This is a genomic window from Vibrio splendidus, assembly GCF_003345295.1.
Lineage (GTDB): Bacteria > Pseudomonadota > Gammaproteobacteria > Enterobacterales > Vibrionaceae > Vibrio > Vibrio splendidus_K.
Genome location: NZ_CP031055.1, coordinates 2624058 through 2647940 on the forward strand (window position 1 = coordinate 2624058; position 23883 = coordinate 2647940).

The window sequence follows — 23883 nt, forward strand, 5'->3', positions numbered from 1 at the left end:
TTTAAAGTGCTTCAGCATCCATTTCACCAGTACGAATACGTACGGCTTGGCTTAGGTCATACACAAAAATTTTGCCATCACCGATTTTTCCGGTATGTGCTGCTTGGCTAATCGCTTCAACAACTCGGTCAACGTTTTCAGCTTGGGTAGCAATCTCTAGCTTCACTTTTGGTAGGAAATCCACTTGGTACTCCGCACCACGATACAATTCAGTGTGTCCCTTCTGACGACCAAAACCTTTCACTTCAGAAACTGTCATACCTTCAATACCCACATCAGAGAGCGCTTCGCGTACATCGTCTAATTTGAATGGCTTAACAATGGCATTTATTAATTTCATATTCGTTCCTTAAATTCTTCACTTAATCCGTTAATTCTCTTATTACAATCCAAGTAGCGTGCCAAAATGTTAAGTTATTGATTTTAAATAATATGTAAATGATAAGGTCATAAAAACGAAAAAGGCCGCACCAATATGGTGCGGCCTTTTCACTATCTTAATGCGTTGCGCTATTGTTGCTCCAGTTTTGGGCAACCAAGCCTTCAAAGCTCTAAATGACTCAAGAATAGGGGCTAACTAGCGAGTAGAAAGTTAGACCTTAATAGCCTAAAAAGTCCATCCAGCGTTCGATAAGTCGCTCGAAATCATCGATTCCACAGCTTGCTTGGCTTTCACAGTTATAGAAGTCGAATTCACTGCCCTCTTCCATCTCTTGCTCATGCGCTAACACGTTTTCCTGAATCGTTACGTCATCTTCATTGATAGCAAGGCTGATCTCTTTGCCAAGCAGCGTCACTTCATTACTCAGATCCTGTCGAGATTGTTCAATCAACGCCATCACATGATCCAGTTTCTGCTTATCTTTCCCGATCTCTTCTTGAAGCCAGCGGCCAACAATCTCATGACCCATGCTGCACTTTACATAGTACTCGCCCATTAAAGTGTTTCTTGTAAATTCGAATTCCATAAGGCTCCAAAGTTCTAATAAAAAGAAGGTTCAATAAATAGGTAGTAGCAAAAATGAGGCGAGAGTATATAGCTAAGTCTACGAGAGATCGAGTGTGTTTAATGCTGCACTAAACCACCAAGAACAAATCACCAAGAACAAACCACCAGCAACGCGCATAAACAAAAACGCCCTCTCACAAAGAGAAGGCGTTGTATTAGCAGCGAGTGCTTTACTGCAGCGCAGTAGGCACTTTATCGCAATCCATTAACCGCTTACGCAGGCTCTTGGAAGATAACCGTGTCTGCTTTTTCCGTGTACTGACCCATTTTATGGAAATTCAGGTAACGGTATGTATCTGCAGCGGTTGCATTAATCTTCTCAGCGTACGCTAAGTACTCTTCTTTAGTTGGGATACGACCAAGAATCGCACCAACAGCAGAAAGCTCAGCAGAAGCTAGATAAACGTTCGCACCATTACCCAAACGGTTCGGGAAGTTACGAGTAGACGTCGACATAACCGTCGAAGCATCAGCAACACGAGCTTGGTTACCCATGCATAATGAACAACCCGGAGTTTCAATACGAACCCCAGCACGACCGAAGATGCCGTAGTAGCCTTCTTCTGTCAGTTGGTCTTTATCCATCTTCGTTGGCGGAGCAACCCATAGGCGAGTATTTAGTGAGCCGTTAAACTCTTCTAACATCTTACCTGCAGCGCGGAAGTGACCGATGTTGGTCATACAAGAACCGATAAACACTTCTTGAATCTCAGTGCCTTGAACGTCAGAAAGAAGACGAGCATCATCTGGATCGTTTGGTGCACATAGGATTGGCTGATCGATGTCAGCAAGGTCAATCTCGATAACATGAGCGTATTCAGCATCTGAATCAGCAGCAAGCAACTCAGGGTTCGCTAGCCACTCTTCCATTGCCGTAATACGACGCTCAATAGTACGAACATCACCGTAACCTTCAGCAATCATCCACTTAAGCATAACGACGTTCGAGTTCAGGTACTCTTCGATAGACTCTTGAGAAAGCTTAACAGTACAACCAGCCGCAGAACGCTCCGCAGATGCATCTGAAAGTTCAAATGCTTGCTCAACAGACAGGTGGTCAACACCTTCAATTTCTAGTACACGACCAGAGAATTCATTGATCTTACCGGCTTTTTCAACAGTCAGTAGGCCTTGCTTGATACCGTAAAGAGGAATTGCATGTACAAGGTCACGTAGCGTGATACCCGGCTGCATTTCGCCTTTAAAGCGAACCAAGATTGATTCTGGCATATCAAGAGGCATAACACCTGTTGCTGCAGCAAATGCTACTAAGCCAGAACCTGCAGGGAACGAGATACCTAGAGGGAAACGAGTATGTGAGTCACCACCGGTACCTACAGTATCAGGCAGAAGCATACGGTTTAGCCATGAGTGGATAACACCATCACCCGGACGAAGTGAAACACCCGCACGGTTCATGATGAAATCAGGCAGTGTATGGTGAGTGTTTACATCAACTGGTTTCGGGTATGCAGATGTGTGACAGAAAGACTGCATCACAAGATCCGCAGAGAAACCAAGACAAGCTAGATCTTTCAGCTCATCACGTGTCATAGGACCCGTAGTATCTTGAGAGCCTACTGTTGTCATTTTAGGTTCGCAGTACTGACCCGCACGCACACCTTCAACGCCACACGCTTTACCTACCATCTTCTGAGCTAACGTGTAGCCTTTATCAGAAGCAGAAGGATCGATTGGTTTAGCAAACAGATCGGTTTCAGCTAGGCCTAGAGCATCACGAGCACGGCCCGTTAAGCCACGACCAATGATCAGTGGAATACGACCACCAGCACGTACTTCATCTAGAAGTACTTTGCCTAGCTCAAAGCTTGAGATATCTGCACCGTCTTTACGAACAACACCTTCATAAGGATAGATATCAATCACATCACCCATGTTCATGTCTTGTACGTTCAGCTCAATTGGTAGCGCGCCTGAGTCTTCCATTGTGTTGTAGAAGATCGGAGCAATTTTACCACCAAGACAAACACCGCCAGTACGCTTGTTCGGTACGAATGGGATATCTTCACCCATGAACCAAAGTACTGAGTTTGTCGCTGATTTACGTGAAGAACCAGTACCAACAACATCACCAACGTAAGCCAGTGGAATGCCGTCTTTTTGCATTTCTTCAATTTGAGTAATTGGACCAACGTTACCCTGCTCATCAGGAGTAATACCATCACGTTCCATCTTCAGCATCGCTTTTGCGTGTACTGGGATATCAGGACGTGACCATGCATCTGGCGCTGGAGATAAGTCATCGGTGTTCGTTTCACCAGTGACTTTAAATACTTTAACGGTAATTTTTTCCGCTACTTTGTCTTTAGCTGTAAACCACTCAGCATCAGCCCAAGATTGAAGCACTTGTTGTGCTGAAGCATTACCTGCTTTTGCTTTTTCTTCTACATCGTAGAATGCGTCAAACATCAGTAGAGTATGAGAAAGCGCTTTAACAGCGATAGGAGCAAGCTCTGCATCATCCAGCAAAGAAACTAGAGATTCGATGTTGTAACCACCTTGCATTGTGCCAAGTAGTTGTGCAGCTTTTGCTTTGCTTACTAGTGGAGATTCAACTTCACCTTTAGTGATAGCCGTTAGGAAGCCCGCTTTAACGTAAGCAGCTTCATCTACACCTGGTGGAATTCGGTTTTCTAGTAGGTCAAGAAGGTATTCTTCTTCACCTTGAGGTGGGTTCTTTAGAAGTTCAACTAGGCCAGCGACTTGCTCAGCATCTAGTGGTCTTGGAACAACTCCCTCGGCAGCACGTTCTTCGACGTGTTTACGGTAGGCTTCAAGCACGACTTTTTTCCTCTCATTGCGGTTCACTTCTTATCTTCATAATTATTAGTAAAATAAAGAAGTGAACATCCTTGGAAACTTGGCTCTCCATTGCCATTTTTGTCATTCAATTTGTATTGATGAGCGGCATCATAGAGGCCAAACTGTGGGCGGTAGAATAGCAAATTTAACGTTAAATTAAAATCTTATCATTTTGACCAACATAGCAAGTTAAGACGAAAGTCCTACGATTTTTGCCTATTTAGTCGGAAAAAGAGCTATCCCACGCATGTTTATTTGTAAGACGTTCCGATAATTAAGTAGACCGAGTCGTAATTATCTTCGGTTCTACCATAAGCCAAAATAATCGGCCCTAATGGGGAGTCGACTCCGGCAAAGACCGAACCAGCGGTGAACATTGGCGCTTCGTCAATGTTCAAATCATTATTCGACCATACACCACCATGCTCAATGGACGCACCCACGTAGAACGGTGACTTAAACAAGCCAAAATCATTTTCAAACCATTTATAGCGATAAATTAAACTGCCATATGCCAAGTTTTGCCCAATAAGACTATTTCTTGGTATTCCCGATAAATTTAAGAAGCCTCCAAGCTCCTTTGGATCAATAGGGAATACGGAATTTTTACTCTCTACCATACCAAAATCGAACTTTGCGACTAAAGTATGCTTTTCAATACTCTGCGCAGCCATGACATTAGCTGAAATCTCATAAACCGTATCGCTTTCAGAGTTAAATTCAGAATCAGCAAGAGAAGAGTCATTATCGAAATCATCATGGGAAACGAGATACTCCAGATCAACGAAATACCCTTTGGTTGGCAAACTGAAGTTATCTAAAGTATCCAATCGATAACTCATAAACCCACCAATACGTGTATATCCACCGCTACCTAAAGACGGTAACGAGGCTACCTCAACATCACCATCGGTGTATCGAGCCCCCACTTTAAATTCTTGCCACAATGTTGGCTGGTAACCTAATGCCAGTTCACCAATATACTCTTGATAAGTCATTGGTAAGTAGTCTTTAGTTACGTCAAGAGTGGGCTCTTCGATATCGTCAATATTGGCGGGTAAGTTTCTCTTCTGATTGCTATAAACAAGTGATGCCGATGTAAATAACTTCTGGCTTGAGAAAAAAGGAGAATATAACTCAGCCTCAATGAGCTTATCAGTGCCCATTTCTACATTCGTTCTTAACTCTGCGCCATGCGAGTTAATATCCGTAAAATTAGCCGACATACCAATTGAATATTGGCTCTCGGTTGCAAAGTCATCTTCAAGATAAAATCGAAAGTTGAGGTAATTAGGACCCCATGATTTTTCATTTACATCTACCTGCAGTTGATCTTCACCGTCTACATTTCCAAATTCATAGGTGACCAATTCAAAACGATCGAGCGCATAGAGATCTTTAACCTGAGATTCAATTTCGCTGGTTTTAAGGATTTTGCCAGAATCGAGGTTCAAACGATTGGCAATCAACTTATCTGAATAGTGGGTGTTATTATTGATAACGACCTTATCCACCACCGTTTTATCACCATGCTTGAGCTGCTTTCGAGCTTTCTGTTTATCATCAATATAGTGTTGGTAGTCCGCATTCGAGAGCGACAACTTAGAGAGCTGATCCGTATACTGCCTTGTTGCTTCGTATCCTGCATGATAAGCCGTCGGCATTTTATCGAACTCTGTGGTCTCCATTTGCCCAACATCAGGACGTAGGAAAAAATCATCGTCTGTTAACGTAGCGGCTTGCTCTTGAGTACTGCGTTGAACAAGGTAATTAGAGAGTTGGTCTGCTGCGGCTAAAAAGTTAGTAAAGTCTTCTTTGCTTTTGTAGTTAGTACTGATATCAACGGCAATAACGATGTCGGCTCCCATTGCTCGAGCAACATCCACTGGCATGTTATTGGTGACACCACCATCAACCAGCATTCGTCCATCAACCTCATAAGGAGGAAGCGCGCCGGGTACCGACATACTCGCCATCATCGCATCAACAAGATGACCATGGTCGATGACCACTTCTTCAAGATCGATAATGTCGGTTGCAACAGAGCGATATGGAATCGCGAGGTTGTCGAAAGAATCGAGTGGAGATAAGTTACCTGTGGTCTCACGCAGAATACGCAACATATTCTGGCCTTGAACCACACCTTTTCTGGCTTTGATTTCACCCCAACCTAAACCGAGGTCGGTATTCAGTTGATAACGGTCTTCATACTCTTTGTCACGCACACGCCGATCACTACGGTTAACGCGATCGCGATAGCCACGATTCCAATCCACCGTATAAATAAAGCTCTCGATCTCATCTGCGCTCATCCCTGTCGCATAAAGACCACCAACGTAAGCGCCCATACTGGTACCGGTAATGTAATCAACCGGAATTTGCATCTCTTCTAAGGCTTTAAGCACACCAATGTGAGCCGCTCCTTTGGCTCCTCCACCAGCAAGCACGACAGCAACGGTTGGCCTTTTATGAGCTTGTCCAGCTTGCTGAGATTGTTCCACCGGTGTCACAGTAGATGCAAGCAGCTGAAAACTGATCACAGTACCGACAATGCCTAAGCCGCTCACTATCCAACGAGAAATCATTATTTAAACTATCCTTGTCATTCTTTTCTTTTACGACCTTACCATTGAAAAAGCTTTTTTAGCCACTGTTTTGGTTGACTTTCACAACCCTTTTTAATGTTTCCATTCTCATCCCAAACCGGCAGTTTAACCTTACCGTCACAGTCAAACTCTAAAGCCCCTTCAGAAGTCCGAGTAAAACTTGCCGTCGTAATGCCATTCGGCCAAGGCAACAATAACTGCTCTGGAGTTCGATGTTTCAAGTAATCGGCATAGACACGTAACGCACCACTAGAGCCCGTAAGTTTAGTCGGCTTATTATCATCGCGTCCTAGCCAGATGGTAGTGACTTCACGACCATCAACACCCACGAACCAACTGTCTCGGCTGTCATTACTGGTACCCGTTTTACCGGCTAATCCTGCCCATGCAAACTGGCCTTGTAGGAAACGTCCAGTACCTTCCGACACACCACGTTTCATGGCATAAGTTGTCAACCAAGCTGCTTGCTGGTCAACGCTTTGTGATACACGAGGGATCGACTGATATAAAACCTCACCATCGTTATCAACAACTGAACGAAGCGCAGACAAAGGTGCTATACGGCCAGAGTTGGTAATCGTTTGGTACATCTGCGCTACCTGAAATGGGGTCAATGAGAATGAACCCAAAAACATCGATGGCACTGGGCGAATTTCGTTTTTATCGACACCCAGTTTTCCAATCGTATCCGACACGCTATCAATACCTAACTGCATGCCCAAGCGAACCGTTGGTACATTGTAAGACTTAGAAAGCGCCACATACAAAGGCACCTCTCCGCGAAACTTGCGATCGAAGTTTCTTGGGCTCCATACGCTGCCTTTACTGCCTTTCAAGCTTAGTGGAGTATCCATCAAGGTTGTCGCCAATGTGTACTTCTGGGGTTGCTCTAATGCGGTTAAGTAGATTGCTGGTTTAACCAAAGAACCAATAGGACGACTCGCATTCAAGGCTCGATTGAAACCATCGTAGCCAGTGCGTTTACCACCGACCATCGCACGAATTTCACCAGTATTTCTATCCACTGCAATAGCAGCAGCCTCTAGCTTGTTACCTGCAGTTTTAGATAAATCAGGCACCTTACGAGCAATCGATGTCTCTAGCTTGTCTTGAGAAACAGGATCCAGAGAGGTAAATACTCGAATACCTTTCTGTGCTTCAAATCGATCACCGACATATCTCTTAAGCTCAATATTGACTTGCTGGAAGTAAGCGGGCTGACGGCTCGCAATGCGTGGGTTATCTTGAATATCCAAGTCTCGGCTTGCGGCTTCTTCGTACTGTTTCGGCGTCAATATGTCTTGTTGCATCAGCAAACGTAGAACCAAATCTCGTCGAGTCTTAGCTCGCTCAGGGTAACGAACCGGGTTGTAATACGAAGGTCCTTTGACCATACCGACCAGCAGTGCTAGTTGGTCGATTCGGAGTTCTTGAATCGGTTGCCCGAAATACAAGCGAGATGCTAACCCAAAGCCATGAATCGCTTGCCCACCATTTTGCCCAAGATAAACCTCGTTTAAGTAGGCTTCTAAGATGCGGTCTTTGCTGTAACGATGATCCAAGATAAGTGCAATATAGGCTTCGCGAACCTTACGCCATAATGTGCGCTCACTAGATAAGAACAGGTTTTTTGCCAACTGTTGCGTCAACGTACTACCACCTTGTACGGTTCGCCCTGCTTTTACATTGACCACCATCGCACGAGCGATTGCCAGTGGCGATACCCCATCGTGCTGATAGAAATTTCGGTCTTCGGTTGCCAGCAATGCATCAACCATCACCTCTGGGAACTGATTACGTTTTAAGAACAGACGCTGCTCATCGCTACTTTTTTCAAGCATGCCAAGCATTTTCGGTTCAACACGCAGATACCCCATGTCGCCTTTCTTCTCTAGCGACTGAATACGAGTTAACTCGTTGCCATTGAAATGCAGCATCACATGGCGATCCGATTCTGGTCCATCGACAAACTCGAACGGGCGACGAATCATTTCAATCTTGGTTGAGGAAGAAGAGTATTCGCCAGGGTGACGAGGAGCGTTCACCTTACGATAATTGAGTACATCCAGCTCATTCTTAACCTGTACCAAACTTACCTGAGTTCCCGGAGACAGGTCCAGCACTCGCGCATAAACCACGGTTGGCAAATCAAACAACTGACCTTCAAAACGCTGCTTGACCACGGAATCAAGATAAATACCGACGAACAACAGCAATGCAGCAAGTGCCAAGCCTGCTTTCCAAGAAATGCCCCACAGGATCTTCAACCAACCTCTCTTGCCAGACGGCTTAGCTTTAGGTTTAGTCTTTTTCGCTGCTGCTCTTGGCTTTCTAGGCTTGGCTTTGGTCGCTGGTGACTTCTTTGCTGGCGCTTTTTTAGGTGGTGCCTTTTTGGGCGTTAACATTTTGGTCATCATCGATTCAACTGTCGTTTAGTTTTAGTGGTTGCTACATGGTTAGCAGGGTCATCTGGCCAAGGATGTTTTGGGTAACGGCCTTTCATTTCTTTTTGTACTTCTTTGTACGCGCCAGCCCAAAAGCCAGCTAAATCTTGAGTAATTTGTAGTGGTCGCTGAGCTGGAGAAAGTAGCTCAAGCACCACTTTTTTACGCCCTTGCGCGATCAATGGCGAGTCTCGTTCACCAAAGACTTCCTGCATTCGTACTGAGATCACTGGCTCAGACTGATACTGGTAGCGAATTGCTTTTTTACTGCCCGTCGGCATCAGATAGTCGGTAGGCAGCCATTGTTCAACTTCTTGATTCAACGGCCAACCAAGGTATGCCGACAGTGCTTGTTCAATCGATACATTCGACAGCCCTTTGGCAGACTTAATGCCATTTAAATACGGCGATAGCCACTCATCAAGATGTTCAACTAAACTCGCGTCATCCATCGCTGGCCAATCATGCTCAGGCATCCAAAGCTCAGCACAGCGTACACGCTCAACTAACTGCTTAGCCGAAGATGTCCAATGTAAGCGATCCAATCCGCATCGAGCGATATAATTGAGCAGCGCTTGGCTCGCCTGATTCGCATCTGGTTCTGGTAAAGCTTTGGTGCTGATAATCAACTTGCCCAGAGACACTCGCTGCTCTGCCACTAAGCGGCCACGTTTCTCATCCCAATCGGCGTAATCTGAACGCACAAACAGTTTTGGGAATTCAGCTTCTAGCTGCGAAATATCAACGGCAGTGGCTAAGAAAATCTGACTGGCTCGCCCTGTGCTACGCATCAAATCAATCACTACGATATAGTCATTGTTCGCCAATGGGTCATCGTCACGAACTTCAGCCCCGTGGCCATTCGCAAGAAGGAAAGCACTGCTGGTTGAGCTTCTCACTTGTGCAATTCGGTCTGGGAAGGCAAAACAAAGCACTAATGGTAGCAATGATTCGTCAACTTGTGACAAATCCAGGTGATGATTAAGTTTACCTGCGAGACTTTTCGCTCGCTGCATCACAACGCTATTTTTTGAGTGTTTTCTTTGCTTCAGTCGATGCAACGAATGCTGCATATCTGTCACATTGCGCTCTGTCTCTTCCAGTAAAGCGGCAGCAACAATCGAGATGTTCAGTAGTTCTTGGCTGCTTTGCTGCGCTTTAACCAACATACTGGCGATGCGAGGTTCAAGTCCTAAGCGTTGAGCCTGTTTTCCTAGTGCCGTAAATTGACCATTACCGTCTAACAGTTCCAGGTTTTGTAAGAGTTGCTTGGCTTGTTCTGTTGAAGCTTTCGGTGGAATGTCTAACCATTGCAATTCATCAGCACTTGCGGCTCCCCATTGTGTCAATTCAGACACCAACGAAGACAAATCAGAATGAAGAATCTCAGGTTCTGGCACAGCAGGTTGCTGCATCAACTGTGTTTCGCTGTACAAACGAACACACAGGCCCTCTTCAATTCGCCCAGCACGACCTGCTCTTTGTTCAGCAGAAGACTGCGAGATTTTCACTTGCTCAAGCTTAGTAATACCGGTTTTCAGATCGAACTTCGCCACACGTTCAAGCCCGGAATCGACCACCAGTCGAATACCTTCAATGGTCAAAGAAGTCTCAGCAATATTGGTCGCTAACACCACCTTTCGACGCCCTTTCTCTGATGGCGCGATCGCTTTCTGCTGTTGAGGAAAACTGAGTTGTCCATACAGAGGACACACATCGATATCGCTGGCGAGTTGTTCCAGTTGAGATTCGACTTGCTTAATCGCCGAGACACCCGGCAAGAAAGCCAAAAGTGAGCCTGACTGTTTCTCCATCAGAGAACGAATCACGCTGGCCATCTTAGGGGCTAAATATTCATTCGAGCCTAATGGCTGATAACGGAAGTCGACCGGGAAAGTTCGCCCTTGTGATTCAACATACTTGGCATCAGGCAACAAAGATTGCAAAGCTTGTTGATCTAACGTCGCCGACATTACAATCACTTTTAGATCATCACGCAGTGCTTCTTGGATCTCTAAGCTAAAGGCCAGCGCGGTATCTGCATGGATACTGCGCTCATGAAACTCATCAAAGATCACCATATCAACCCCAGTCAATTCAGGGTCGGTTTGGATCATTCTCGTCATAATCCCTTCGGTTACGATTTCCAAGCGAGTCGCACTGCTGGTTTTAGATTCACCACGAACTCTAAAACCTATGCTCTCTCCCACTTTTTCTCCCAATTGGCTGGCTAAGTAAGTTGCGATATTCCTTGCCGCCAAACGCCTCGGCTCAAGCATAATGATTTTGCCTTGAACTGCGTTGGTCTTAACTAACTGTAATGGGAAGAATGTTGACTTACCCGCACCGGGAGCAGCCTTTAGAATAAGTTGAGTGTGTGTTTCTATGCCAGCGAGCAGATCTGGCATCACAGCTTCTATGGGCAGTTGTGGCAATGGGAGAACCTTGTGGTGTAATGTTGGCAACATTGTACATAAAAACCTACCTGTCTAAATAAGTAATATGCACTTCAATCCTCCATTAGAGCCAGCGACTCTTATTAAACGCTATAAACGTTTTCTCACTGACATCCAACTTCCAGACGGCAGCGAACGTACTATTCATTGCGCTAACACTGGAGCAATGACGGGATGTGCGACCCCTGGCAATACGGTGTGGTACTCAACATCCGATAATGCAAAAAGAAAATACCCAAACAGCTGGGAGATCTCAGAAACAGACAAAGGTCACCGTATTTGTGTAAATACTGCGCGAGCAAACCAGTTGGCAGTGGAAGCAATTGAAAATAATACTATAGTTGAACTCTTAGGCTATAACGCGTTACGAACCGAAGTGAAATATGGCAGTGAGAATAGTCGAATTGATATTCTGCTTGAAGATAACGAAAAGCCGCCTTGCTATATCGAAGTAAAAAGCGTCACTTTGCTCGACGAACAACAAACGTCCACGAAGCAACAAATATCAACTAAACAACAAGCGTCAACCAAAGGGCAAGGCTTTTTCCCTGATGCGGTCACCACCAGAGGCCAGAAACATCTGCGTGAACTCACAGAAATGGTCGAATCTGGAAATAGAGCCGTACTTTTATTCACTGTTTTGCATTCAGGTATTGAAAAAGTGTCTGCGGCACACCATATAGACGCCAAATATTCGTTATTACTAAAACAAGCACAAGACGCTGGTGTTGAAGTGCTTTGCTATAAAGCAGAGCTCAGCAGTACTCAAATACAACTAAAACAAGCTGTTGAATTTATCAATAGCTAAGCAAAAATGCTGAACTATTCACATTGATTGCAAGTTTGAGCAAGAGTATTTGCCACCATTCGTTCTTTCTGCTATAGATACCCGCCTTAAAATTAGCTGCTTTGCAGTTGACTAGGTGTAAATAGGAGATGCTGTATGCCAGAATCTAAGAAAAAAGCGCTAGGCATCCTAGCCATCGCAGGTGTTGAACCGTACCAAGCAAAACCAGGTGAAGAATACATGTCACCTGAGCAAACGGAACATTTTACAAAAATTTTAGCAGCTTGGCGCAACCAGCTCAGGGAAGAAGTTGATCGTACTGTGCACCACATGCAGGACGAAGCAGCAAATTTCCCAGACCCAGTTGACCGTGCTTCTCAAGAAGAAGAATTCAGCCTAGAGTTACGTAACCGTGACCGTGAGCGCCGTCTTATCAAGAAAATTGAGAAGACACTAGACAAGATCGAAGAAGACGATTTCGGCTTCTGTGACTCTTGCGGTGTCGAGATTGGCATTCGTCGTCTTGAAGCTCGTCCAACTGCTGACCTTTGTATTGACTGTAAAACACTTGCAGAGATCAAAGAGAAACAGATGCAAGGTTAATTCTTGCGGATGTAAAGAAAGGGAGCTTTGGCTCCCTTTTTTGTTTGTTATCCAAGCTGGATATTTCAAGATTTTGATAGCAAATCAACAGCTTTAGCTTGTTTTTACGTATTAATACGATGACTAAACGAACCAAAGCAATAGATAAACGTCTTAAGAATCGGCTACTGCGGTACCATCAAGATTAGGTTTTTCACTTATGAATTATATCGGGCGCTTTGCACCATCACCGTCAGGTCCTCTTCATTTTGGATCACTGGTTGCTGCTCTTGGTAGCTACTTTCAAGCGAAATCGAACCAAGGACAATGGTTAGTTCGCATGGAAGACCTCGATCCACCAAGAGAAATGGCCGGCGCTGCAGACCTCATTCTTAAGACGCTTGAGGCTTACCACCTATTTTGGGATGACGAAGTCGTTTATCAAAGCCAACGTCATGGCTTGTATCAAGCTCAAATCGATCAATGGGTCGCTGACAATCAAGCCTACTACTGCCAATGCACACGCAAGCAGATAAAGTCTCTGGGTGGGTTTTATAATGGTCACTGCCGAAACGCAGGTTTGATTGATTCAGGCGAACAAGCCGTGCGCTTGTGCATGGACTTTCCAGTCGAGTCTTTTGACGATGTTCGTCACGGTACGATTCAAATCCCTAAAGCATTGGCTGAAGAAGATTTTATTATCAAACGCAGAGATGGATTGTTTGCCTATAACTTGGCGGTTGTCCTTGATGACATCGAGCAAGGGGTAACAGAAGTCGTAAGAGGCGCTGACCTGATAGAGCCTACAGGTCGACAAATCAGTTTGTATAAGACACTCAAGCAAAAAACCGTGAGTTACTTGCACTTACCATTGGCAACCGATGGCTTGGGGAATAAACTGTCAAAACAGAACCATGCCACCGCGATCGATCTCGACAACCCAAAACCAACGCTGCTCGACGCTATGCGATTCTTAGGTTTTGGTATCCCGCATGCCCTCTGTGAGGCTTCAATGGATGAGATTTTGTTATGGGGAACTCAGCAATGGAACGTCAGCCAGTTACCTGATAGTTTACAAAAAGAGCACAGCGATTAGCTCAAAACTAACGGTAAATAGCAAAAACGACACATAAAAATGCCATAACCAACTGCAGTGGTTAAGCAGACGATGTTCTCAAATGGCTCGCGCTAAGCTATCATTAGCCGCAATTAAACTCTGCACTACCACTTTGGACTAAGAGAAAAACAAAGTTGGCGATACCTACTTTGTTCTAAACTAATGAATACAAACGACAATACCCCAAGCGAACAACGCGGATTCCACGAATTAGCTCTGAATATATATACTCGTCAAGAGCACAATATTTCACGCAAGCAGATCAGCGACAACGCACTAAAAGTGCTATATCGCCTGAATGGTGCGGGTTTTGACGCATTTCTAGTCGGTGGTGGTGTTCGCGATATCTTATTAGGCTCACAGCCAAAAGATTTTGATATTGCGACCAACGCAACACCAGAACAAATCAAAAACCTCTTCAGAAACTGTCGCCTTATCGGTCGCCGTTTCCGCTTAGCACATATCATGTTTGGTCGTGACATCATTGAAGTGGCAACTTTCCGTGGCCACCACCAAGAGCCATCGAAAAACGTTTCTGCGCAATCTGATGAAGGCATGTTGCTACGCGATAACGTGTACGGCAATGTTGATGAAGATGCAGAGCGTCGTGACTTCACTATTAATGCGATGTACTACAACATTGCAGACTACAGCATTCACGATTACGCGGGTGGTGTGGAAGATTTAGAAGACAAGCTGATCCGCTTAATTGGCGATCCAGAAACTCGCTACCGTGAAGACCCGGTACGTATGCTTCGCGCAATGCGTTTCGCCGCTAAACTGGATTTCGATATTGAAGAAGACACAGCAGACCCTATCGAAGAGCTGGCACACCTGCTAAAAGATATCCCAGCAGCGCGCCTTTACGAAGAGTCTCTGAAATTACTTCAATCAGGTCACGGTTTAGAAACCTATCACCTAATGCGTGAATACAACCTGTTCCAACAGATGTTCCCTGCAATTGCAGAGCACTTCACTGAAGGTTACGACTCTCATACAGAGCAGATGCTTGACTTAGTACTCGACTCAACCGACCTTCGCATAGAAGATGGCAAGCGAGTAAACCCTGCATTTATGTTTGCAGCGATTCTTTGGTACCCAATGAACAAGCTCGCAGACAAGCTTGTCGCTGAACAGGGTATGGCGCATTACGATGCGATCATGGAAGCGAGCAACATCATTCTTGACCAGCAAGTTAAGTCTATTGCTATTCCTCGTCGTCACACGGCGACCGTTCGTGAAGTTTGGCAACTGCAATTGCGACTGCCTCGTCGTAACGGTAAACGTGCCGTTCGTCTTATGGAACTGAATAAGTTCCGTGCTGGTTACGACTTCCTAGAAATGCGTGGCGAGATTGAGGGTGGCGAAACCAAAGAACTAGCAAAATGGTGGGAGCGTTATCAGACCGCAGGCCGCAACATGCGTCAAGCGATGGCTAACGACGTTGCAGCACCATCAAAATCTGGCCATCGTCGCCGTAAGACTTACCGAAATAAAAAGAGTAAGCAGTCCGAATGATAACGGCTTATATTGCGGTCGGCAGCAACCTTGCCGACCCAGTTAGCCAAGCAAACTTGGCTATCGAAACGCTAAAAAGCCTACCGCGATCAACGTTTGTTGCGACCTCTCAGCTATATAGTAGCACTCCAATGGGGCCGAAAAACCAACCTGACTACATCAACGCGGTAGTAGCAATCCAAACCGAATTAACGCCAATTGAACTACTTGATTGCACTCAAAAGATCGAGCTAGAACAAGGGCGCGTCCGTAAAGACGAGCGTTGGGGGCCAAGAACCTTGGATCTCGACATTGTGTTATACGGCAATGAGGTGATCGATTCAGAGCGCTTAATCGTTCCTCATTACGGAATGAAAGAACGAGAGTTTGTACTTTACCCGCTTGCTGAAATCGCACCAAGTTTACAACTCCCTGATGGGACTGAGCTGACAGAACTACTCAAAATAGTTGATAAGAACGGGCTCAATGTTTGGCAACAATAGCCAAGCGCATTAAGGAAAACCAATGAAAAAAGTAACCATTAACGACCTGATCAAATGCAAAAGTGAAGGCCGTAAATTCGCGACGTCGACAGCTTATGATGCGAGCTTTGCTCAGTTATTCGAAAGCCAAGAAATGCCAGTTCTACTTGTCGGTGACTCACTGGGTATGGTTCTACAAGGCCATAACGACACATTACCAGTAACCGTTGAAGACATTGCTTACCATACTCGCTCAGTGCGTGCAGGGAGCCCAAACTGTCTTCTTATGGCTGACATGCCTTTCATGAGCTACGCAACGCCAGAGCAAGCCTGTGAGAGCGCAGCAACATTGATGCGTGCTGGTGCGAACATGGTAAAAATCGAAGGCGGAAGCTGGTTGGTTGATACTGTGAAGATGCTAACAGAGCGTGCAGTACCAGTATGTGCACACTTAGGCTTAACGCCTCAGTCTGTGAACATTTTTGGTGGTTACAAAGTACAAGGTCGTGACGACGAGCAAGCCGACAAAATGGTTGCTGACGCTCTAGCACTACAAAACGCAGGTGCTCAAATCGTTCTCCTTGAATGTGTACCCGCTTCATTGGCAAAACGAATTACAGAAGCTTGTGACGTACCCGTTATCGGTATCGGCGCAGGTAATGTTACCGATGGTCAGATCCTGGTTATGCATGACATGTTCGGTATTTCTGCGAACTACATGCCGAAATTCTCTAAGAATTTCCTAGCTGAAACAGGTGATATGCGTAAAGCCGTCGCTCTATACAAAGAAGAAGTAGAGAGCGCACGTTTCCCTGATGATGCTCATACAATCGCTTAGGAGTAACTATGCAAACTTTTGCTGAAATAGCGGCTCTTCGTGAGCAGATTAAACAGTTTAAGCGTGATGGACGTACGGTTGCTTTTGTCCCGACAATGGGAAACCTGCATGAAGGTCACCTGACTCTGGTCAAGAAAGCTCGTGAACTGGCGGACATTGTTGTGGTAAGCATCTTTGTTAACCCGATGCAGTTTGATCGTACCGATGACTTGAACAACTACCCTCGTACGTTAGAAGCTGATTTAAGTAAGTTAACAGCCGAAGGTGTTGAGCTCGTGTTTACACCGACACCAGAAGTCATGTACCCAGATGGATTAGATAAACAGACGTTTGTTGAAGTTCCAGGCATATCTCACATGCTTGAAGGCGCGTCTCGTCCAGGTCACTTCCGCGGCGTATCAACGATTGTCACTAAATTGTTTAATATCGTTCAGCCAAACTTTGCATGCTTCGGTGAGAAAGACTTTCAGCAACTTGCTGTTATTCGCCAGATGACAACAGATTTAGCGTTAGACATTGAAGTTGTCGGCGTAGCGACCGTTCGTGAAATGGATGGCTTGGCAATGAGCTCTCGCAATAGCAACCTAACGATTGACGAGCGTCAACGAGCTCCTGTTTCTAGCGCGTACTATGCGTTGGGTCAGCAGCGCAATTCGTGGCGGTCGTGATGACTACGCATCTGTTATTGAAGATGCGACAGACCAGCTACGCGCAGCTGACTTACAACCAGATGAGATCTTTATCTGTGATGCGAAAACGCTGCAAGCGATCACATCAGAAACGACTCAAGCTGTGATTCTGATGTCAGCTTTCCTAGGTAAGACGCGTCTTATCGATAACCAAGTTCTAGATTTGGTTACGGAAACAAAAGAAGAATTAAAAGAAGAAACGGCTGAATAGTCGGCTTCTGCTTTTAACGCAAAACAAGAACACCAAACGAAAAACATAAAAAAAGGTCGATGTTATATCGACCTTTTTCTTTACCTGTTACTTAGATTAACCAAAGGTTAGCTGCGTAAGCCAATCCCCTTAGTCACTAGGTAGTGTGCAACGCCATACAGCGCTACGATAAACACACCCAATACACCAAACGACGTTACAATACCCACATCAGACACTCCCAAGAAGCCATATCTGAACGCATTAACCATGTACACAATTGGGTTCAGTTTCGACACACCTTGCCAAAATTCAGGTAATAAACTAATCGAGTAAAACACACCACCAAGGTACGTCAGCGGCGTTAAGATAAAGGTCGGGATAATAGAGATATCGTCAAACGTGCGTGCAAATACAGCGTTGATTAAGCCACCCAGAGCGAACACAACCGACGTTAGAAATACTGTCGCAATAATCACGCCCCAATGGTCAACTTGCAGGTCGACAAAGAAAAGCGATACGAATGTGACTATGGTACCCACTAACAAGCCACGCACCACACCGCCCATTACGAAACCAGCAATAATCACGTAGTTAGGAACTGGCGCGACAAGCAACTCTTCAATGTTCTTCTGGAATTTGGCACTAAAAAACGACGAAGCAACGTTGGAGTATGAGTTAGTGATCACCGACATCATGATCAGGCCGGGAACAATGTATTCCATGTAGCTAAAGCCGTTCATTTCACCAATACGCGCACCAATAAGGTTGCCAAATATGATGAAATACAGCGTCATGGTAATCGCTGGCGGGACAAGCGTTTGCACCCAGATACGAGTAAAGCGATTGATCTCTTTGGTCAACAAGCTACAGAAAGCGGTCCAATATAGGCTGTACATATTATTTACTCCCCTCACGGACAATACTCACAAATAGCTCTTCTAAACGGTTTGCTTTGTTACGCATAGAAAGGACTTTCACCTGCTGTTCACTCAATTGAGCAAAGATGGTATTCAAACCTAGGTTCTTGTCGATTTCGATTTCTAGCGAACCATTAACCATCACTTGGCTATTCACACCTTCAAGTTTAGGTTCAGTCACGCCCTCTTCAAGATCAAGAATAAAGGTCTCTGCACTCAACTTACCCAGCAGCGACTTCATTGTTGTATTCTCGATCAGCTCACCACGGTTGATAATACCAATGTTACGACACAGCATTTCCGCTTCTTCTAGGTAGTGTGTAGTCAAGATAATGGTAATACCCTGCTTCTCATTGATCTCTTTCAGGAACCCCCACATTGAACGGCGCAATTCAATATCAACGCCCGCCGTTGGCTCATCAAGAATCAACAAATGAGGCTCATGCATCAGTGCACGTGCGATCATCAAACGACGCTTCATACCACCAGACAAGTTACGTGCACGTTCGCTACGCTTTTCCCACAAATCGAGCTGAGATAAGTATTTTTTCGCTCGCTCTTTCGCCAGTGCTTTTGGCACACCGTAATAACCCGCTTGTTGCAGCACGATCTGCTCAACGGTTTCGAACGGGTTAAAGTTAAACTCTTGCGGCACTAGACCTAAGTTCTGTTTCGCCAACTCCAGATCGGTATCAATGTCGTAGCCGAACACTTTAACCTTGCCTGAAGTTTTGTTAACCAGTGAAGAGATAACACCAATGGTGGTTGATTTACCTGCGCCATTTGGACCAAGCAGAGCGTAAAAATCGCCTTTTTCTACTTGTAAACTAACGCCTTTAAGAGCCTCAAAGCCCCCTGCATAAGTTTTTCTTAATTGCTCAATTTCTAATGCATACATAGAGATAGACTGCCATTTGCTATAGATAAGATGTTGATGACCGAGCTTGAGGAAGAGAGTAATGCTTAAAACGAGCTAGCAGAAAACTAACCCAAACTTGTTTACTCGGCCATTTTGCAAACAAGTCTATCGTTGATTAACGATTAATACAAATACCGAGTGAGGGTTTCTTTCGAAAGCGAACAAGAATATTAGCTACGTAAAGACCAGTTCAGAGTTCAGTAAACATAAAAATGCCGTTAAGTTAATAACTTAACGGCATTAATACCAATACTAGATTTGGCGTCTATAACTAATTCATGTCAGATTATTGCTGAAAATTAAACTGACTCAAATTGATGTTCATCTCTATCAACATAGCTTGTTGCAGCTGTCAGAGCTTCATACCTGAATCGGTAAGTGTTAGATTCCGGCACAAGATCAAGCACGTGGAATTTCTCTAGCTGCTGACGAGTATTCTCATTCGGACACAGCAAGTACACTTCACACTGCGCATCCAACGCATCTTTAATCGCATTTTCTAGTGCAAGCCCAACCGTCACATCAATCATCGGCACATCTGTTAGATCTAGAATCATCGCTTCGTAATCAGAGATACTAGAGTGCTGGCGTGAAATCGCCTTTGAAACACTGAAGATCATCGGTCCAGAAAGGTAAAAGAACAGCACTTTACCATTAGCACTATCCAGTAGCTGACGTTCGCTATCGGTCAATGGGATATCATCTTCATCATCACCATCACTGATCGCCTTAACTTGTCTGGCTTGCTCTCGGCTCAATCTTTCAATAATCAGGATGTTCGATATAAAGACACCAAGACCAACAGCAATAATCAAGTCCACGAATACAGTCAACAGCATCACGCCGTACATTACACCCATGCCGGCATAACTCACCTTGTGTGCTCGCTGGATAAAGCTCCAGTCAAGAATATTGAAACCAACATACATCGCAATGCCAGCCAATACCGCCATAGGGATCGGTTCGGTTAAGCCACCAGCAACCAATACCACCAATGCCAAAACTAAGGCTCGAATAACACCAGAAAGTGGAGAACGAGCACCCACCTGAATATTGGTTACGGTACCCATGGTTGCGCCCGCACCAGGTAGCGCACCAAACAGACCAGAGATCATATTCGCGATGCCTTGGCCACGAAGTTCTTTATCTGAATCATGTTCTTTACGAGTCAGTGAATCTCCGATAACCGCAGTCAGAAGCGTATCAATGCAACCCAACGTACCCAGCACCAAGGCGTCGATAACCATGGTCGTAAATTGTTCAGAACTGATTGTCGGAATAACGAGAGAGGGCAAACCCGCGGGGATCTCACCGATACGGCGGATAGAGTCGGTATCAAAAATAATGACGGATAAAAGGGTGACAGCAACCAAAGCAACCAGTTGAGCGGGCACATACTTACGATATTTAGCCGGAAAACCAAACAAAATACCGAGTGTTAATGCCCCTAAAAACAGTTCGCTTATTTTCAGATGGGCTAACGTATCAGGCAATGCGGAAAGCGTGCCCATCACCCCGCCAGATGGAGCCGCATGTCCTAACAATGGTGATAGCTGCAAGATAATCAGAATAACGCCGATACCCGACATAAACCCAGAAATCACGCTATATGGCATCAAAGTAACGTATTTTCCGAGCTTTAAGGTGCCAAGTAATATCTGAAAAGCACCCGCCATCATGACCACGGTAAAGGTCATTGCCATTCCGGTTTCAGGGTACTTAGCCACCATGCTCGTCATCACAGCCGTCATGATCACCGTCATTGGTCCGGTAGGTTCTGATATCAGACTGCTCGAACCGCCAAACAACGCCGCAAATAGACCGACCATGATAGCGCCCCAAAGGCCAGCTTCCGCGCCCGCACCAGACGCAACACCAAATGCCAACGCTAAAGGCAATGAGATGATGGCTGTGGTGACACCGCCAAACATGTCTCCTTTGAGACTGATATCCGCAAAACGACTTCCAAACAAAACACACCTTCCTGATGATGAAAATGACAAACCTTATCACTTTAACAAATGAGTTAATCAGACAGAAAGTGTTAATTCAATCACATTATTCATGACTTATAACCAGATGGTAGTTTCTGTGCTAAGTTAATGATCTTAACGACTAGAACACGTCAGATGAGTACGTGTTGACGCAGTTTTTACGGGATTGAATTTGTAACATTGTGTATAGTTACAATTCTTAATGAAGGGATGTAAGACGCAAAATGCCAGAGATTAAACAGCTTTTTGAAAACAACTCTAAATGGTCTGAAGAAATTCGCTCTCAAAGACCTGAGTATTTTACAACGCTTGAAGAAGGGCAAAGCCCTGGCTTTCTATGGATTGGCTGCTCTGATAGCCGAGTACCGGCCGAGCGTCTCACTGGTTTGTATTCTGGCGAACTGTTTGTTCATCGAAATGTAGCAAACCAAGTGGTTCATACCGATCTCAACTGCTTATCCGTTGTGCAATACGCCGTTGACGTGCTCAAAGTTAAACACATTATTGTATGCGGTCACTATGGCTGTGGTGGTGTTAATGCAGCGATTGATAACCCTAAACTTGGCCTTATCAACAACTGGCTACTCCACATTCGCGATAACTACCTTAAGTACCGTAAGCAAATTGAATCTCTACCCCGTGAACAATGGGGTGACAAGTTGTGCGAAATTAACGTTGCTGAGCAAGTCTATAACCTTGGTAACTCAACCATCATGCAAACCGCATGGGAACGTGGACAAGATATTGAAATCCACGGTGTAGTTTATGGTATTGGTAACGGCAAGCTACAAGATCTTGGCGTTCGTTGTTCAAGTAATGACACGTTAGAAAATAGTCACTTAGAAGCGCTTGAAAAAATCCTATCGTCTCCCACTCTTGGTTAACCTTTAACGTCTAACCCGTTGATATAAGAAAAAATAGATATAAGAAAGGCTCGCATTGTGCGAGCCTTTTTTGTTTTTCTTCACAGAGCAGTGATTACTCTTGAGGTACTACTTTACCGATGTACGGTAGGTGACGATATTTTTGTGCGTAGTCGATACCAACACCAACAACGAACTCATCAGGAATCTCAAAACCAATCCACTTTGTATCGACAATCACTTCGCGGCGAGAAGGCTTGTCTAATAACGTACAGATTTCGATAGATTTAGGGCCACGTAGGCTCAAAATCTCTTTCACTTTAGTCAGTGTGTTACCTGTATCGATAATGTCTTCTACAAGCAGAACATCTTTACCTTGGATATCATCATCAAGGTCTTTCAAAATACGAACGTCACGTGAGCTTTCCATGCCGTTGCCGTAGCTAGACGCGGTCATGAAATCAACTTGGTGAGTTAAATCGATAGCACGAGCAAGATCCGCCATAAAGACAAAAGATCCACGTAATAAGCCAACTAAAACGAGATCTTCACTGCCTTTGTAGTGCTCCGTGATCTGCTTGCCTAATACGTTCACTCGATCCTGAACTTCTTGCTCAGAGATCATGACTTCAACTGTATGCTTCATACTGCTCTCATTTTATTTGGTGATTGCGACGAATGTTGACAATTTCGTCAGTTGTGTCGCTCAATTTTGTGAGTAAGTCTAGCACTGCTCAAATACCCACACCACCTTATGGTTCTAATTTACTGTGAGATTCTCAATTAAATGTGCGCTGATGCTCTATCCAATACTCGCTTCCTTTCACATCAATCCTGATCACGCTTTATGGATCTAGTTTGATGTAACTGCCTATAAAACAAGCTCAAAGGATTGACCATTCGCATATGCACCATTACACTCATCTTGGCTTAAATAATAATAAAATCATTAATATAAAAATTTCGTTGGCAAGGAAAATAAAATGGACTCAATATCTAAGAGACCTAGAACTAGGCTTTCACCTTTAAAAAGAAAACTTCAATTGATGGAAATCGCTCTTGAAGTATTCTCTCGCCGCGGTATTGGTCGTGGTGGACACGCTGATATTGCAGACATCGCTCAGGTGTCTGTAGCAACGGTATTTAATTACTTCCCTACCCGTGAAGATCTGGTTGATGAAGTGCTTAATCATGTTGTACGCCAATTCTCTAACTTCCTTTCAGACAATATCGATCTGGATATTCACGCAAAACAAAACCTACATAATATTGCGACTGAAATGGTGACGTTAGTGGCTCACGATAGCCATTGGTTGAACGTATGGTTTGAATGGAGCGCTTCGACTCGTGATGAAGTATGGCCTCTATTCGTAACCACCAACCGCACTAACCAAATGTTAGTACAAAACATGTTTAGTAAAGCGATCGAACGCGGCGAAGTTTGCGACGATCACGACCCTAAACATCTAGCGAACCTATTCCACGGCATTTGCTACTCACTGTTCATTCAAGCGAAACGTGTAGAAACGCCAGAAGAGCTTTCAAGCTTAACGGATAGTTACTTGAACATGCTGTGCATTTATAAGTAGATTCGAGATAAATGATTTAAGGGTTGGCCTAATCGGTCAACCCTTTTTTTGTAGAATGGAATGGCTCTTCGCATCCCG

At 44.7% G+C, this 23883-nt stretch carries 19 protein-coding genes and 1 pseudogene; 10 read left to right on the forward strand and 10 right to left on the reverse strand.

Translation table 11 applies throughout. The features are described from left to right. Position 1 precedes the first annotated feature (1 nt). Together glnK and DUN60_RS11460 are read right to left on the reverse strand one after the other, a co-directional pair. Entirely contained in the window at positions 2–340 is a 339-nt protein-coding gene (glnK, locus tag DUN60_RS11455) for a P-II family nitrogen regulator (protein ID WP_004738200.1), read from the reverse strand. Between the two features lie 259 nt (positions 341–599). Further along, a complete protein-coding gene (locus DUN60_RS11460; protein WP_017088701.1) occupies positions 600–968 on the reverse strand; it encodes a YacL family protein in 369 nt (122 codons plus the stop codon). A gap of 94 nt (positions 969–1062) precedes the next feature. On the opposite strand from DUN60_RS11460, the gene DUN60_RS24675 reads away from it, so the two are divergent. After that, positions 1063–1218 (forward strand): hypothetical protein, encoded by a 156-nt coding sequence (locus DUN60_RS24675; RefSeq protein WP_208638343.1) that lies wholly within the window; start codon positions 1063–1065, stop codon positions 1216–1218. Between the two features lie 4 nt (positions 1219–1222). Here DUN60_RS24675 and acnB read toward each other — a convergent pair whose 3' ends face one another. The 4 genes from acnB to hrpB all read right to left on the reverse strand — a co-directional run bounded on the left by acnB (position 1223) and on the right by hrpB (position 11290). After that, the gene (gene acnB, locus DUN60_RS11465) at positions 1223–3811 is read right to left on the reverse strand and encodes a bifunctional aconitate hydratase 2/2-methylisocitrate dehydratase (RefSeq protein WP_114633991.1); all 2589 of its coding nucleotides are present in this window, start codon (positions 3809–3811) and stop codon (positions 1223–1225) included. A 272-nt stretch (positions 3812–4083) separates the two neighbouring features. Further along, entirely contained in the window at positions 4084–6417 is a 2334-nt protein-coding gene (locus DUN60_RS11470) for a patatin-like phospholipase family protein (protein ID WP_114633992.1), read from the reverse strand. A 38-nt stretch (positions 6418–6455) separates the two neighbouring features. After that, positions 6456–8855 carry a penicillin-binding protein 1B gene (mrcB, locus tag DUN60_RS11475; protein WP_114633993.1) on the reverse strand — a complete coding sequence of 800 codons (2400 nt, stop codon included), beginning with the start codon at positions 8853–8855 and terminating at the stop codon, positions 6456–6458. Next, positions 8852–11290, reverse strand: a complete 2439-nt coding sequence (gene hrpB, locus DUN60_RS11480; protein ID WP_244212218.1) for an ATP-dependent helicase HrpB — start codon at positions 11288–11290, stop codon at positions 8852–8854. Before hrpB ends, mrcB begins: the two co-directional genes overlap by 4 nt. A 94-nt stretch (positions 11291–11384) precedes the next feature. Between hrpB and sfsA the strand changes: the two genes are divergently transcribed. The 7 genes and pseudogenes from sfsA (at position 11385) to panC (ending at position 17541) form a co-directional block, all read left to right on the forward strand. Next, positions 11385–12146 (forward strand): DNA/RNA nuclease SfsA, encoded by a 762-nt coding sequence (gene sfsA, locus DUN60_RS11485; protein ID WP_054547498.1) that lies wholly within the window; start codon positions 11385–11387, stop codon positions 12144–12146. Between the two features lie 135 nt (positions 12147–12281). Next, positions 12282–12728, forward strand: coding sequence for an RNA polymerase-binding protein DksA (gene dksA / locus DUN60_RS11490; protein WP_017073117.1), 447 nt, complete (start codon positions 12282–12284; stop codon positions 12726–12728). 199 nt (positions 12729–12927) lie between these two features. Beyond that, positions 12928–13803 carry a tRNA glutamyl-Q(34) synthetase GluQRS gene (gene gluQRS / locus DUN60_RS11495; protein WP_114633995.1) on the forward strand — a complete coding sequence of 292 codons (876 nt, stop codon included), beginning with the start codon at positions 12928–12930 and terminating at the stop codon, positions 13801–13803. A gap of 183 nt (positions 13804–13986) precedes the next feature. Next, the gene (pcnB, locus tag DUN60_RS11500; protein WP_004735460.1) at positions 13987–15342 is read left to right on the forward strand and encodes a polynucleotide adenylyltransferase PcnB; all 1356 of its coding nucleotides are present in this window, start codon (positions 13987–13989) and stop codon (positions 15340–15342) included. Then, positions 15339–15824 carry a 2-amino-4-hydroxy-6-hydroxymethyldihydropteridine diphosphokinase gene (folK, locus tag DUN60_RS11505; RefSeq protein WP_114633996.1) on the forward strand — a complete coding sequence of 162 codons (486 nt, stop codon included), beginning with the start codon at positions 15339–15341 and terminating at the stop codon, positions 15822–15824. The genes pcnB and folK overlap by 4 nt, the downstream gene beginning before the upstream one ends. Positions 15825–15846: 22 nt before the next feature. Continuing rightward, positions 15847–16641, forward strand: coding sequence for a 3-methyl-2-oxobutanoate hydroxymethyltransferase (gene panB, locus DUN60_RS11510; RefSeq protein WP_054547495.1), 795 nt, complete (start codon positions 15847–15849; stop codon positions 16639–16641). Positions 16642–16649: 8 nt separating this feature from the next. Further along, positions 16650–17541 (forward strand): annotated as a pseudogene (gene panC / locus DUN60_RS11515) (pantoate--beta-alanine ligase). Between the two features lie 107 nt (positions 17542–17648). Here panC and DUN60_RS11520 read toward each other — a convergent pair. The 3 genes from DUN60_RS11520 to DUN60_RS11530 form a co-directional block, all read right to left on the reverse strand. Beyond that, on the reverse strand, positions 17649–18419 hold the full coding sequence (locus DUN60_RS11520; protein WP_004735456.1) for an ABC transporter permease: 771 nt from the start codon (positions 18417–18419) through the stop codon (positions 17649–17651). 1 nt (position 18420) lies between these two features. After that, positions 18421–19338, reverse strand: coding sequence for an ABC transporter ATP-binding protein (locus DUN60_RS11525; RefSeq protein ID WP_054547493.1), 918 nt, complete (start codon positions 19336–19338; stop codon positions 18421–18423). Between the two features lie 320 nt (positions 19339–19658). Continuing rightward, a complete protein-coding gene (locus DUN60_RS11530; RefSeq protein ID WP_029222729.1) occupies positions 19659–21290 on the reverse strand; it encodes a SulP family inorganic anion transporter in 1632 nt (543 codons plus the stop codon). A gap of 287 nt (positions 21291–21577) precedes the next feature. Here DUN60_RS11530 and can point away from each other — a divergent pair, with 287 nt between their 5' ends. Continuing rightward, the gene (gene can / locus DUN60_RS11535; protein WP_004735453.1) at positions 21578–22237 is read left to right on the forward strand and encodes a carbonate dehydratase; all 660 of its coding nucleotides are present in this window, start codon (positions 21578–21580) and stop codon (positions 22235–22237) included. 94 nt (positions 22238–22331) lie between these two features. Here the strand turns inward: can and hpt are convergent, their stop codons facing one another. Then, a complete protein-coding gene (gene hpt, locus DUN60_RS11540; protein WP_004735452.1) occupies positions 22332–22862 on the reverse strand; it encodes a hypoxanthine phosphoribosyltransferase in 531 nt (176 codons plus the stop codon). Positions 22863–23199: 337 nt separating this feature from the next. Between hpt and DUN60_RS11545 the strand changes: the two genes are divergently transcribed. Beyond that, complete coding sequence (locus DUN60_RS11545) at positions 23200–23805, forward strand: LuxR/HapR/OpaR family quorum-sensing transcriptional regulator (protein WP_017079965.1); 606 nt, start codon at positions 23200–23202, stop codon at positions 23803–23805. Positions 23806–23883: the final 78 nt, after the last annotated feature.

Excerpts from the sequence above, each read along its gene's own strand:
- glnK (WP_004738200.1), bottom strand. The coding sequence starts at position 340 with ATGAAATTAATAAATGCCATTGTTAAGCCATTCAAATTAGACGATGTA.
- DUN60_RS11460 (WP_017088701.1), bottom strand. The coding sequence starts at position 968 with ATGGAATTCGAATTTACAAGAAACACTTTAATGGGCGAGTACTATGTA.
- DUN60_RS11470 (WP_114633992.1), bottom strand. The coding sequence starts at position 6,417 with ATGATTTCTCGTTGGATAGTGAGCGGCTTAGGCATTGTCGGTACTGTG.
- mrcB (WP_114633993.1), bottom strand. The coding sequence starts at position 8,855 with ATGATGACCAAAATGTTAACGCCCAAAAAGGCACCACCTAAAAAAGCG.
- hrpB (WP_244212218.1), bottom strand. The coding sequence starts at position 11,290 with ATGCCAGATCTGCTCGCTGGCATAGAAACACACACTCAACTTATTCTA.
- sfsA (WP_054547498.1), top strand. The coding sequence starts at position 11,385 with ATGCACTTCAATCCTCCATTAGAGCCAGCGACTCTTATTAAACGCTAT.
- dksA (WP_017073117.1), top strand. The coding sequence starts at position 12,282 with ATGCCAGAATCTAAGAAAAAAGCGCTAGGCATCCTAGCCATCGCAGGT.
- gluQRS (WP_114633995.1), top strand. The coding sequence starts at position 12,928 with ATGAATTATATCGGGCGCTTTGCACCATCACCGTCAGGTCCTCTTCAT.
- pcnB (WP_004735460.1), top strand. The coding sequence starts at position 13,987 with ATGAATACAAACGACAATACCCCAAGCGAACAACGCGGATTCCACGAA.
- folK (WP_114633996.1), top strand. The coding sequence starts at position 15,339 with ATGATAACGGCTTATATTGCGGTCGGCAGCAACCTTGCCGACCCAGTT.
- panB (WP_054547495.1), top strand. The coding sequence starts at position 15,847 with ATGAAAAAAGTAACCATTAACGACCTGATCAAATGCAAAAGTGAAGGC.
- DUN60_RS11520 (WP_004735456.1), bottom strand. The coding sequence starts at position 18,419 with ATGTACAGCCTATATTGGACCGCTTTCTGTAGCTTGTTGACCAAAGAG.
- DUN60_RS11525 (WP_054547493.1), bottom strand. The coding sequence starts at position 19,338 with ATGTATGCATTAGAAATTGAGCAATTAAGAAAAACTTATGCAGGGGGC.
- DUN60_RS11530 (WP_029222729.1), bottom strand. The coding sequence starts at position 21,290 with ATGTTTGGCGGTGTCACCACAGCCATCATCTCATTGCCTTTAGCGTTG.
- can (WP_004735453.1), top strand. The coding sequence starts at position 21,578 with ATGCCAGAGATTAAACAGCTTTTTGAAAACAACTCTAAATGGTCTGAA.
- hpt (WP_004735452.1), bottom strand. The coding sequence starts at position 22,862 with ATGAAGCATACAGTTGAAGTCATGATCTCTGAGCAAGAAGTTCAGGAT.
- DUN60_RS11545 (WP_017079965.1), top strand. The coding sequence starts at position 23,200 with ATGGACTCAATATCTAAGAGACCTAGAACTAGGCTTTCACCTTTAAAA.